Here is an 11,118-nt window from a genome sequence, read left to right as displayed (position 1 = left end):
CGAAGTGGTCAAGGGCATCGGCAAGGATTACCCCGATGTCGAACTGCACCACATCCTGGCCGATAATGCCGCGATGCAGCTGGTGCGGAACCCCAAGCAGTTCGACGTCATGGTCACCGACAACCTGTTCGGCGATATCCTGAGCGACGTCGCCGCCATGCTGACCGGCTCGCTGGGCATGCTGCCCTCTGCCTCGCTCGGTGCGCCCGATCCGGTCACCGGCAAGCGCAAGGCGTTTTATGAACCCGTGCACGGCTCGGCTCCGGACATTGCCGGCCAGGGCATCGCCAACCCCATCGCCATGATCGCTTCGTTCGCGATGGCGCTGCGCTATTCGTTCAACATGATCGAGCTGGCCGACAAGGTGGAAGGCGCGATTGCCGCCGTGCTGGATGACGGATTGCGCACCGGGGACATTGCGCAGGACAACCGCAAGCGGGTCGGCACCGAAGAGATGGGCGCGGCGATTTTGAGCAAGCTGAAGGCCTAAGCTGCTGGATCGGCGTTAGCCGAGAACACCCCTCCTACCTCCCCCATAGAGGGGGAGGTTTCTCTCCACTCGTTGAACTGGATCGAGTCATCCACCGGCAGACACCTCCCCCTTGATGGGGGAGGCTGGGAGGGGGTGGAGCAACAAACGCAGTCCGCAGAAAGTCCGTTCATGGTCTTCCTCCCCCAAGAAGTCATCGCCCGCAAACGTGACGGCCAAGTTCTCACGCCAGACGAAATCGCCGCCTTCATTGCCGGCTTCGCCACCGGCTCCGTCTCCCATGCCCAAGCCGCCGCCTTCGCCATGGCGGTGTATTTTCGCGACATGACCATGCCCGAACGGGTGGCGCTGACGCTGGCGATGCGGGATTCCGGCGCCGTGCTCGACTGGTCCGATCTCGATGGCCCGGTCGCCGACAAGCATTCCACCGGCGGGGTGGGCGACAATGTCAGCCTGATGCTGGCGCCGATCCTGGCGGCGATCGGCATTTATGTGCCGATGATTTCGGGGCGTGGCCTGGGCCATACCGGCGGTACGCTCGACAAGTTCGACGCCATTCCGGGCTATACGACCAGCCCCGATAACGCGCTGTTTCGTAGCGTGGTGAAATCGGCCGGCTGCGCCATTATCGGCCAGACTGCCGATCTGGCCCCGGCCGACAAGACGCTCTATTCGATCCGGGACGTCACCGGCACGGTGGAATCCATCGCGTTGATCACCGCCTCGATTTTGTCCAAGAAGCTAGCGGCCGGGCTGGGTGCGCTGGTGCTCGACGTCAAGACCGGCTCGGGGGCGTTCATGCCGACGCTGGAGAAGTCGCGCGATCTGGCCCAGAGCTTGGTCGAGGTGGCGAACGGCGCTGGCCTCAAGACCGGGGCCCTGATCACCGACATGAACGAGCCGCTGGCGACAGCGGCCGGCAATGGGCTGGAAGTGCGCAATGCCGTCGATTTCCTCACCGGGCGGCATCAGGATGCGCGGCTCAAGGAGGTGACGTTGGCGCTGTGCGCGGTGGTGGCGGAAATGACCGGCGTGGCAAAGACGCCGGAGCAGGGCCGCGGCATGGTGGAGGACGCGCTCAATAGCGGTCGGGCCACCGAGCGCTTCGCCCGCATGCTGACGGCGCTGGGTGGGCCGGCCGATTTCGTCGAGAACATGGATGCCCATCTGGCGCCCGCGCCGATCGTCCGCGATGTGTTCGCGAATGAGCAGGGGGTGATCGCCGAGATCGATACGCGCGGTGTTGGCATGGCGGTGGTTGCGCTCGGGGGTGGGCGCGCGACGCCAACCGATGCCATCGATCACCGGGTGGGGTTTGATCGCCTGCTGGGGCTGGGTGCGCTGGTCGATGCCTCCATGCCGATCGCGCGCATTCATGCTCGCGACGAGGCTTCGGCCGCTGATGCCGAAAGTCGCCTCAAATCCGCCTATCGGCTGGGTGAACACGCACCGGCCAATCCGCTGATTGCCGACCGTATTGCTCCGACGAACTGAGGATAAGTCTATGCCCCGCGCCATCCTCCTCATTCTCGATAGCGTCGGCATTGGTGGCGCGCCAGACGCGGACGCCTATGGCGATGTTGGCTCCAACACCGTCGGTCATATCGCCGAGTTCGCGGCTGCCGGCAAAGCCGACCGCGCCGGCCTGCGCGCTGGACCGCTCAATGTGCCCAATATGGACGCCATGGGGCTGGGCGCAGCAATCAAGCTGTCGACCGGCATCTTGCCACCAAACCTGTCGGCCACGCCCAAGGGCGGGCGCTTCGGCGTTGGTCGCGAAGTGTCGCGTGGCAAGGATACGCCGTCGGGGCATTGGGAGATCGCTGGCGTACCGGTGCCGTTCGATTGGGGCTATTTCCCCCAGACGGAGCCGACTTTTCCGCCTGAACTGATCGCGGAATTTATCACCCGCGCCAAGCTGCCGGGCATTCTGGGCGACAAGCACGCCTCGGGCACCACTATCATCGCCGAGCTGGGCGAGGAGAGCATCCGCACCGGCAAGCCGATCGTCTACACGTCGATCGATAGCGTGTTCCAGATCGCCGCGCATGAGACCCATTTCGGGCTCGAGCGGCTGTACGAAATATGCCAGATCGCGTTCGAGCTCACCGCACCGCTGATGATCGGCCGGGTCATCGCGCGCCCGTTCGTCGGCGAGAATGCCGCAACATTCAAGCGCACCGGTAACCGGCGCGATTTTGCCATTTCGCCGCCCGAGCCAACCTTGCTCGACCGCAACAAGGCGGCTGGACGGCAAGTGTTCGCCATCGGCAAGATTTCCGACATTTATGCGGGTCACGGCGTGACCCATAAACTCAAGGGCACCGGCCTGCCGCAATTGTTCGATAAGACGCTGGAGGCATTGGAAATGGCGGCCGACGGGGCCTTCGTCATGACCAATTTCGTCGATTTCGACAGCGAATATGGCCATCGTCGCGATGTGCCCGGCTATGCGGCGGCGCTTGAGTTGTTCGACGCGCGGCTGCCCGAGCTGATCGCCAAGCTCAAGCACGACGACCTATTGATCCTGAGCGCCGACCACGGCAACGATCCGACCTGGAAGGGGACCGATCACACCCGCGAACAGATCCCCATCCTGGTGTTTTCCCCAGCCCTTCCGCAAGGCGAGATTGGCATTCGCTCCACCTTCGCAGATATTGGCGAAAGCATTGCGCACTGGCTGGGCCTGGCGCCCGGCCGCCATGGCCGCAGCTTTCTCTAACTCTTGATTGGATCAACCGATGAATGATGTCAGCCGCCCCAACGTGACCGTCATCGATCACCCGCTGATCCAGCACAAGCTGACCATCATGCGCAACAAGGAGACCTCGATCGCAGGCTTCCGCCGGCTGCTGCGCGAGATCGCCCACCTGATGTGCTACGAGGTGACGCGCGATCTGGAGCTGGAAATGATCCCGATCGAGACGCCGATGGCGCTGATGGATAGCCCCGCGATCAAGGGCAAGAAGCTGGTTTTCGCCTCGATCCTGCGCGCCGGCAATGGGCTGCTCGATGGCATGCTCGACCTGGTGCCGGCGGCGCGTGTCGCCCATATCGGGCTCTATCGCGACCATGAAACGCTGGAGCCGGTGGAATATTACTTCAAGGCGCCGGCCGACCTGGCGAACCGGCTGATCATCGTCGTCGATCCGATGCTGGCGACCGGCAATTCGGCGACCGCGGCGATTGAAAAGCTCAAGGAACGTGGTGCCAACGACATCCGCTTCCTTTGCCTCTTGGCGGCGCCGGAGGGCATCAAGAACTTCACCGAAAGCCAGCCCGACGTGCCGATCTTCACCGCCGCGATCGACAGCCATCTCAATGAGAAGGGCTATATCATCCCCGGCCTCGGCGACGCCGGCGATCGGATGTACGGGACGAAATGACTATTCGGCCGGCGTGACGGGGGGTAGGTCGAACTCGGCCAGCGCGCTGATATTGCCCTGCCGCATCTGGCTCAACTGGCCGATGAATGCCTCGACGTCGTCCCCATAGGCGCGGCGACTGATGGCGTAGAGCGCAATGCCGTCACCGAGCGCTGTATAGCGATACGCATTCCATTCGAGGATGGGGGTAGGGCCGCTGTCGTCGCTCAACAGGAAGTCGAGGATGACCTCGCCGGTGTCCGGATTGCTGATCTGGTTGTAGTTGACCATCGGGTCGGTGGGCTTGCGTTGGTCCAGCGCGGCGATCTGCGTATTGGCGGCGCCTTGCGGGGTCGCCTCGCTGGTCAGCGCATCCACCATGAACATGGCGGCATAGCTCTCGGACTGCTGGCCTTCAGGCAGGTATTCCTGCTTGAAGTAATCGGGCGTCGGGTGGGAGGCCCAGGAGAGAGCGTAGCTGTCATCCATGAATTCGATGGGGCCGGGAACACCGAGCGCTTCCACGATTGTGTCCTGCGCAAGTGCGGCTTGGCCCAAGCTCGAAACGAGCATGAGCCCCAAAGTTGCGGCGCGCAGGGTGGAAAGCAAAGTCATCGGCCCATCTCCAAATCGGCAATGCGCCGACCCTATCACCCCTTGAGGGGCAGCCCCAGAGCGATCAGTTCCTTGCGCAGGCTCTTGGGATCGGTGAAGTGGATGCCCTTCATGCCGAACTTGCGGGCCGAAACGATATTGGGCTCGCTGTCGTCGATGAAGACGCAGTTTTCCGCCGCGATGCCGTAGCGCTCGCAGAACACGCGGTAGAGACGCGGATCGGGCTTCACCAGGCCTTCGAGGCCGGAGACGATCACGCCATCGAATTTTTCCAGGAACGGCCATTCGGGCAGGCAGCTCACCCACTTCTCCCAAGAGAAATTGGTGATGGCGAAGGTGGGGATTTCCTCGGCGATCAATTCGTCGTGGATGTCGATCGTGCCCTGGATGAACTCGCCTAAGGTCTCTTTCCACCGCAGGTCGAAGGCCTGGATTTCGCGCCAGTATTTTGGAAAGCGCGTGATCAGCTTGGCGACGCCTTCGGAATAGATCTCGCCGGCGTCGAATTCCAAATTCCAATCCAGCGTGCAGATATTGTCCTTGAACCATTGCGCATCCTCCTCGGTTTCGAAGAGCTTGCGGAACAGATACATCGGATTCCAGTCGACGAAGACGCCGCCCAGATCGAACACGGGAATAAGCGTATCGTCCATTTTCTTGACCATCGCGAGAGGGGAAACTACTGGGCTTGTGGCATGGGCCATGCGGGCGTGCAAGCGGCGAACGGACGCAATCGCCGCCGCGCACGGAGCGGTGATTTTCGCGGCGGAACGGGGATCGTCGGCTAGCAGCCGGTGGTGTTGTCGGGGTCGACGACAATGCTGCCGCCGAAGCGGGGCAGGTAGAAGTTCTCGCGCCGCAGTTGGATCGGTTGATTGTAGACGATGCCGGTAATCGGCATATAGGAATATGACGCCGTGGCGACGATCACAAAGGCGTTCAGCGAGATATTTTTCATCGCGCTGGGCAGGGGATACTCCGCGCCTACCGTGAGCGCAGTGGCGCCGCCCGTACTCTTGGACCATTTGACTTCGGTCTTGCCGACGGCGTCGACGAAAATCGAGCTGACCACCTGTTGCAGCGGCGTGCTGGAATAGGGCGCCATGATGCCGGCCGAGGCTTGGAAGAAGTCCTTGATATCGCAGCCGGCGATTTTGACGTTGGAGCGCGACACCAGATCGCCCATGGAGGCGGCTACGGTTTGTACCCGCCGATCCACCGAAATCACCGAGCTCGCCTCGACGCTGCCGACATAGAGCAGCAGCATGACCGGCACGACCAGCGCGAATTCTACCGCCGCGACGCCATCGGCATCGTGGCGAAACTGCCCGATCATACTGCGCAGGCGCTGCAGCAGGCTCATGACGAGAACGGCTCGCTGCGGAACACCTGCACCGCGCCAAGCAGGCGGGTGCCGTCGGGCTGGTCGTTGGCGGCGGATGCCCCCATGCGCAGGATGATGGGCCATTTGTAATAGACCTGCACGATCACCGTGCTCGATCCCGGTCCGGCCTTGAACTCCTCGGGCATTACCCAGGCGCAGCTCGTCGTGCAGGTGGTGGCCAGCGGCGAATCCAGTGTCGCCGAGCTGAAATTGCTGACCGTCGAGACCCGCACTTGCAGCGCGTGGCAATCCTGGAACAGCCCATAGAGCCGGCTGCAGATCAAATCCTCGAACTGGGACACGGTGTAGTTCTGCGCCTGCAACTGGCCGGTGCGAATCTGCCGGCTGGCATCGAGCACGGCGCTGTCCAGCACCGAGCTGGCCAAGAACACCACGGATGTCTCCAGGATTGCCCCGATAATGGCGAAGAAGGGAGTTGCCAGAATGCCGAACTCGATCGCGGTAACGCCGCTCTCGTCGCGCCAGAAGCGAGCCAATGGGGCCGCGAGCGAACGGCCGATCAGCGATGCAAGCGAATGGGTCATGGGACGCGCCGGTTTCTAACGTTTGAACGCTAGGGCGCTATGGCTAATCCAAGGTTAGGAACGGCCGGGGCGGTGCCTAAAACTGCGTAACCCGGTTAACCGCGAGTTAAGGCGAACTGCGTAGCTCAGGCGATTACTGCGCTGCCGTGCTCTTGATCATGGCCGCGGAATCCACCTGGGTGCTGGTGAAGCTGGTTTCGTCGCCCAGCATGATGGTGGGCTGGCACACCGGCGCGCAGGCTAGGCTGGTGCGCGCGGCGCCCTGATAGACCGTCACCGTGCCGGCCTGCAATTGCACCACGTCGATCAGCGTATCGGCGACCGGATTGCCATTGCCGTCGAGCACGATCAGGTTGGTCTGCCCGAAGCTCTTGCCGGTCAGCACCAGGGTCTGCGGGTCCTGGATGGTGACGTCGGCAATGCCCGGATTGCCCACGATCACCGTCGATGCCGGTGAGTTGATGCGCAGCACCCGGGCCATGTTCACATTGACCGTGATCGGCGCGTCGTCCACAGCCCATGCCGAAACGGGGCTGGCCGCCAGTGCCAGCGGCAGCAGCAGCACGAAGGCGGCAGTGAACTTGGACATGGAACTCTTCCGGATACGGATACGCTTTGACACGCCATTTTCGCGGGGAATGGTGAATAATTGGCAAACAAAGCGTCAAAGTCGTCGTTGCGCGGATATCTTCGTATATGCTTTGGGCATTGCGACGATGACAGCCAGATGAGCAATTTTCTAAAATTTTGGCAGTATTACTGGGCCTATCCGTACTATAGCGCATTGGACAGTGGTTTCGCTAAAATGCGATGCATTATATTAAGTCTTTGAAAGTTATATGGAATTGCTATTCCGGTGATGGGCGAGTTCGCCGCGATTAACGCAATTTCAAGAAGTGGCGAATAACGTTGCCTCAAGTTCGATGTGTGACGTGTCGAACCATGGCGTCACTGGATGACGTGAGCAAGGAGCCACAATGAAGAATGTTTTTGCACGTTTCGCACAGGACGAGTCCGGCGCGACCGCGATTGAATACGGCCTGATCGCCGCCCTGATTTCCGTGGCTCTGATTGCCGCTGCCACCCTGCTGGGCGGCAACCTCGGCAATCTGTTCAACGCTATTGCTGGTAGGCTCGCGACTGCCACCACCGCCGCGACATAAGATATGGTGGGTCGGTCAGGTTGATCGACCACACTATTGGTCACTTCGCTTTGGGGGAGCTTACCTGCTCCCCCAAACTCTTATTGGCCCTGGGTCTTTTGCCATATCTAACTATAGCGTCCGTGTCTGATGTGAGCGAGGAACTACCTTGAGCAACCTTATTGAGCAGTTTGCACAGAACGAGTCTGGTGCAACTGCAATTGAATACGGCCTGATTGCCGCCCTGATCTCTGTTACTCTTATCGGCGCCGCCACCATAATTGGTGGCAACCTGCAGGCTATTTTCACTTTTATCGCAGATAAGCTGAACGTAACAGTCTAGACCGCCTCTGGTAGCCAAAACAAGAAAACCGGTGGGGGCGAAAGCTCCCCTTTTGCTTTGTGAAAAACCACTGCTCTTGCTTTGCCCTTCCTTAACGCGATTGTGCCAAACTGATTTTCGCGCCGATGGTCGGTGCGGCACGAGGAAGCGACTATGTCGACCATCGCATTGCTGTTCTTTCCCTTCGGCATGGCGCTGGCGGCATCGTCCGATCTGCTGACGATGAAAATTTCCAACAAGCTGGTGCTGCTGCTGGTCGCCGGCTTCTTCGTGGTGGCCATCGCCATCAACCTGCCGCTGCAGCAACTGGCGCTGCATGTGATGTGCGCGCTATTGGTGCTGGTCGTCGGCTTCATCCTGTTTGCCATGCGCTGGATCGGTGGCGGTGACGCCAAGCTGGCGGCGGCGACCACGCTGTGGCTGGGCTACGCTCTCACGCCGATGTTCGTGGTTTATGCCGGCATGCTGGGCGGCGTCCTGACGCTGTCGATCCTGGCCCTGCGCGGGCTTCCCCTGACGCCGTTCCTAGCGCGCTATACCTGGCTTGAACGCCTGCACAATCCGAAATCGGGTGTCCCATATGGCATTGCGATGGCCGCAGCGGGCATGTTGGTCTATTCCAACTCGGTAATCTTTCAGCAACTTATCGCTTAATATTTGTTGCAGGGCAGTTGTTTCTTGTATCTGGTTCTGCTGGTCAGTATCGGCCAGAAGGCCGTTAATCGGTCTATTATTTGCAAAACGCAAATATTTACAGATCGGTAACCGCAACTGCAAAGGTCCGGTTAACCAAACTTTGACCCTTTAAGTAGAGAGTTCCCCCGGTGGGTTGGGCGCGGTGCGCCACAGAACCGGAGTGAGTTATGAAACCGGCGCGTATTATCCTGTTGCTCGTGGCGATCGTCGCCGGCGGGCTGGCAGCATTCCTGGTGACCCGCGGCGGCGGCACGCCGACGACGCAGATCGTCACCAACGAAGTGATTCAGCAGGAAGCCAAGACCCAGATCCTGGTGGCCAAGGGCCAGATCGGCATGGGCGAGCGGCTCACCGCGGCGACCGTGGCGTGGCAGGACTGGCCCGAAGGCGCGATCCGCCCCGAATATGTGACCATCACCGCCATGCCCGATGCCCCCTCGATACTGACCGGCGCGGTGGCGCGCTTTGAATTTTTCCCCGGCGAGCCGATCCGTGAGCAGAAGCTGGTCCGAAGCGAGCAAGGCTATCTATCGGCCGTGCTGAGCAAGGGCATGCGCGGCGTGTCGGTGCCGGTCGATGCCTCCTCCAGCGCCGGCGGCTATATCGTGCCCAACGATCATGTCGATGTGCTGCTGTCGCACGCATCCGATCAGGGCCAAGTGTCCGAACTCGTGCTGTCCAATGTGCGCGTACTGGCGATCGGCAATCGCCTTGGCGAAGTGGGTGCCTCGGGCGGCGCGGCCGATGCCAATGCGGAAGCCGGGCCCCAGGCGCAGGTTTTCGTCGACAACTCCATCGCCACGCTCGAACTCACCCCGGGCCAGGCCGAAACCCTAGTCAACGCCGTGTCGCGCGGCACGCTGTCATTGTCGCTGCGCTCGATCACCGATTTCGGCGACACCGCGGTCGCCTCGCGTGACGCCACCACCACCTCGGTTCGCCTAATCCGGTTCGGGCAGGAACAGAGCGTCATGTCCGGCGTGTCGCGCCAGCCGGAGGGCGGACAGCCCGCCGCCGTGGCGCCGCCCGCCACCTATGCGCCACCCGCGCAACCGCGGGTGATATTGCCGTCGCCAGCCCAGCCCCAGGTCACGGTCCAGTAGGCGCGAGGAGATTATCATGTTCACCGTTTCAAGCTATCCTCGCTCCACCCTGCGCCGCGCCGGCCTTGCCGCCGTGCTGCTCGGCGCCCTGCTCGCGGGCTCCGCGCTGGGCACCTCCAGCGCCTATGCCCAGCAGCAGGCGCAGATGACCATTGCCGATTTCGGCCGCACCCGCAGCGTAGCGCTCGAGACCAACAAGTCGATGATCCTCGACCTGCCGGCCGATGTGTCCGAAGTCATCGTCTCCCAGCCCTCGGTGGCCGGCGCCATCATGCGCACCTCGCGCCGCGCCATCATCCAGGGCGTGTTGGGCGGCAATACCAATATCCTGTTCCTCAACGCGCAGGGTCAGGCCATCGCGGTCCTCGATCTGCGCGTCGCCAAGGAGCCATCCCAGGTCGGCGAAGCGCTGGAGGGCGCATTGGCGCGCATCCTCCCCGGCTCCCATATCCAGGTCGATTCCGTTACCTTGGGTGACGATACCAACCGTGTTGTGCTGTCGGGCATGGTGCAGTCGAGCGAAGACCTCGATCGCGCCATGGCGATTGCCGTCCAGTATGCCGGCGATCCCAAGAACGTCGCCAGCGTGCTCGACGTCGGCGGCGGCCAGCAGGTCATGCTGCAGGTCACTGTCTCGGAAATCCGCCGCGATGTTGCCAAGCAGCTCGGCATCAACCTGTCCGGCACGATGACCATCGGTGGCTCGAGCTTCGGCTTCAACAATGCCATGGCTGACGTCTCGTCGCCCGGCAGCATGGCCAACAATTCGGTGGCTGGCGCCTTCCCGCTCGGCAGTGTCGATATCAACGCTTCGATCCAGGCGTTGGAAGACCGAGGCGCCCTGCGCATCCTGGCGCAGCCGACGCTGACGGCGGTCTCGGGCCAGCCTGCCGAATTCAAGGCCGGCGGCCAGTTCCCGATTTACACCTCCGATGGCAATGGCGGCCAGAATGTCACCTACAAGGACTATGGCGTCACGCTAAACTTTACGCCGACGGTAAAGTCCAACGGCCAGATCGGCCTGCTCGTGGACACCGGCGTCTCGGAACTGCAGGCCAACAATGCCCTGACCGATCGCAGCACCAAGACTTCGGTCGAGCTGCCACCGGGCTCGACCCTGTCAATCGGCGGCCTGCTGCAGGAAAACGTGCGCCAGCGCGTACAGCAATTGCCGGGCCTGGGCGATATCCCGATCCTGGGCGCATTGTTCCGCTCGCGCGAATATATCAGCTCGCAGACCGAACTGGTGATCATGGTCACCCCCTATCTGGTGAGCGCAACCCGTCAGCCGCCCGAACTGCCCACCGATCGCAGCGTCACCGCCTCGGATGCCGAAGCGATCTTCCTCGGGCGGATGGAAACCCAATACGGCGTTGGCGGCCAGCCCGGCATGCGCGGCGGCTTCAATGGCTCGGTCGGCTTCGTGCTCGATTGA

The 11,118-nt window shown here is 61.8% G+C and carries 14 protein-coding genes; 9 read left to right on the top strand and 5 right to left on the bottom strand.

What is annotated here, in order from left to right; genetic code table 11:
* The 4 genes from JWR51_RS07090 to upp all read left to right on the top strand — a co-directional run.
* Window positions 1-490 (top strand): isocitrate/isopropylmalate family dehydrogenase (locus tag JWR51_RS07090; RefSeq protein ID WP_299745564.1); only part of this gene is annotated, 490 nt, incomplete at its 5' end.
* Window positions 491-661: 171 nt separating this feature from the next.
* The gene (gene deoA / locus JWR51_RS07085; protein WP_299745561.1) at window positions 662-1,984 is read left to right on the top strand and encodes a thymidine phosphorylase; all 1,323 of its coding nucleotides are present in this window, start codon (window positions 662-664) and stop codon (window positions 1,982-1,984) included.
* A gap of 10 nt (window positions 1,985-1,994) precedes the next feature.
* Window positions 1,995-3,212: a phosphopentomutase gene (locus JWR51_RS07080; RefSeq protein WP_299745559.1), complete on the top strand. Its 1,218-nt coding sequence runs from the start codon at window positions 1,995-1,997 to the stop codon at window positions 3,210-3,212.
* A gap of 19 nt (window positions 3,213-3,231) precedes the next feature.
* Complete coding sequence (upp, locus tag JWR51_RS07075) at window positions 3,232-3,876, top strand: uracil phosphoribosyltransferase (protein ID WP_299745557.1); 645 nt, start codon at window positions 3,232-3,234, stop codon at window positions 3,874-3,876.
* Here the strand turns inward: upp and JWR51_RS07070 are convergent, their stop codons facing one another.
* The 5 genes from JWR51_RS07070 to JWR51_RS07050 form a co-directional block, all read right to left on the bottom strand.
* Entirely contained in the window at window positions 3,877-4,470 is a 594-nt protein-coding gene (locus JWR51_RS07070) for a hypothetical protein (RefSeq protein ID WP_299745554.1), read from the bottom strand. It lies immediately after the preceding gene.
* A gap of 35 nt (window positions 4,471-4,505) precedes the next feature.
* Entirely contained in the window at window positions 4,506-5,123 is a 618-nt protein-coding gene (locus JWR51_RS07065; RefSeq protein WP_299745553.1) for an HAD family phosphatase, read from the bottom strand.
* A 131-nt stretch (window positions 5,124-5,254) separates the two neighbouring features.
* The gene (locus JWR51_RS07060) at window positions 5,255-5,833 is read right to left on the bottom strand and encodes a TadE/TadG family type IV pilus assembly protein (protein WP_299745552.1); all 579 of its coding nucleotides are present in this window, start codon (window positions 5,831-5,833) and stop codon (window positions 5,255-5,257) included.
* Window positions 5,830-6,399, bottom strand: a complete 570-nt coding sequence (locus JWR51_RS07055) for a TadE/TadG family type IV pilus assembly protein (protein WP_299745550.1) — start codon at window positions 6,397-6,399, stop codon at window positions 5,830-5,832. The genes JWR51_RS07060 and JWR51_RS07055 overlap by 4 nt, the downstream gene beginning before the upstream one ends.
* 133 nt (window positions 6,400-6,532) lie before the next feature.
* Window positions 6,533-6,988: a pilus assembly protein N-terminal domain-containing protein gene (locus JWR51_RS07050; protein ID WP_299745549.1), complete on the bottom strand. Its 456-nt coding sequence runs from the start codon at window positions 6,986-6,988 to the stop codon at window positions 6,533-6,535.
* A 388-nt stretch (window positions 6,989-7,376) separates the two neighbouring features.
* Between JWR51_RS07050 and JWR51_RS07045 the strand changes: the two genes are divergently transcribed.
* The 5 genes from JWR51_RS07045 (at window position 7,377) to JWR51_RS07025 (ending at window position 11,118) form a co-directional block, all read left to right on the top strand.
* Window positions 7,377-7,562 carry a Flp family type IVb pilin gene (locus JWR51_RS07045; protein ID WP_299745547.1) on the top strand — a complete coding sequence of 62 codons (186 nt, stop codon included), beginning with the start codon at window positions 7,377-7,379 and terminating at the stop codon, window positions 7,560-7,562.
* A gap of 148 nt (window positions 7,563-7,710) precedes the next feature.
* Window positions 7,711-7,884, top strand: coding sequence for a Flp family type IVb pilin (locus JWR51_RS07040; protein WP_299745544.1), 174 nt, complete (start codon window positions 7,711-7,713; stop codon window positions 7,882-7,884).
* A gap of 153 nt (window positions 7,885-8,037) precedes the next feature.
* Window positions 8,038-8,538, top strand: a complete 501-nt coding sequence (locus tag JWR51_RS07035) for a prepilin peptidase (RefSeq protein WP_299745542.1) — start codon at window positions 8,038-8,040, stop codon at window positions 8,536-8,538.
* A 209-nt stretch (window positions 8,539-8,747) separates the two neighbouring features.
* Complete coding sequence (gene cpaB / locus JWR51_RS07030) at window positions 8,748-9,683, top strand: Flp pilus assembly protein CpaB (RefSeq protein WP_299745539.1); 936 nt, start codon at window positions 8,748-8,750, stop codon at window positions 9,681-9,683.
* A gap of 16 nt (window positions 9,684-9,699) precedes the next feature.
* Window positions 9,700-11,118, top strand: coding sequence for a type II and III secretion system protein family protein (locus tag JWR51_RS07025; protein WP_299745536.1), 1,419 nt, complete (start codon window positions 9,700-9,702; stop codon window positions 11,116-11,118).

It is taken from the genome of Devosia sp., assembly GCF_028290625.1.
Taxonomy (GTDB): Bacteria; Pseudomonadota; Alphaproteobacteria; order Rhizobiales; family Devosiaceae; genus Devosia.
This window is presented reverse-complemented; position numbering and strand designations above follow the sequence as displayed.

Coding starts and splice junctions, on each gene's coding strand:
- JWR51_RS07025 (WP_299745536.1), top strand. CDS start 9,700: ATGTTCACCGTTTCAAGCTATCCTCGCTCCACCCTGCGCCGCGCCGGC.
- upp (WP_299745557.1), top strand. CDS start 3,232: ATGAATGATGTCAGCCGCCCCAACGTGACCGTCATCGATCACCCGCTG.
- JWR51_RS07055 (WP_299745550.1), bottom strand. CDS start 6,399: ATGACCCATTCGCTTGCATCGCTGATCGGCCGTTCGCTCGCGGCCCCA.
- JWR51_RS07080 (WP_299745559.1), top strand. CDS start 1,995: ATGCCCCGCGCCATCCTCCTCATTCTCGATAGCGTCGGCATTGGTGGC.
- deoA (WP_299745561.1), top strand. CDS start 662: ATGGTCTTCCTCCCCCAAGAAGTCATCGCCCGCAAACGTGACGGCCAA.
- JWR51_RS07045 (WP_299745547.1), top strand. CDS start 7,377: ATGAAGAATGTTTTTGCACGTTTCGCACAGGACGAGTCCGGCGCGACC.
- JWR51_RS07060 (WP_299745552.1), bottom strand. CDS start 5,833: ATGAGCCTGCTGCAGCGCCTGCGCAGTATGATCGGGCAGTTTCGCCAC.
- JWR51_RS07050 (WP_299745549.1), bottom strand. CDS start 6,988: ATGTCCAAGTTCACTGCCGCCTTCGTGCTGCTGCTGCCGCTGGCACTG.
- JWR51_RS07035 (WP_299745542.1), top strand. CDS start 8,038: ATGTCGACCATCGCATTGCTGTTCTTTCCCTTCGGCATGGCGCTGGCG.
- JWR51_RS07065 (WP_299745553.1), bottom strand. CDS start 5,123: ATGGACGATACGCTTATTCCCGTGTTCGATCTGGGCGGCGTCTTCGTC.
- JWR51_RS07070 (WP_299745554.1), bottom strand. CDS start 4,470: ATGACTTTGCTTTCCACCCTGCGCGCCGCAACTTTGGGGCTCATGCTC.
- cpaB (WP_299745539.1), top strand. CDS start 8,748: ATGAAACCGGCGCGTATTATCCTGTTGCTCGTGGCGATCGTCGCCGGC.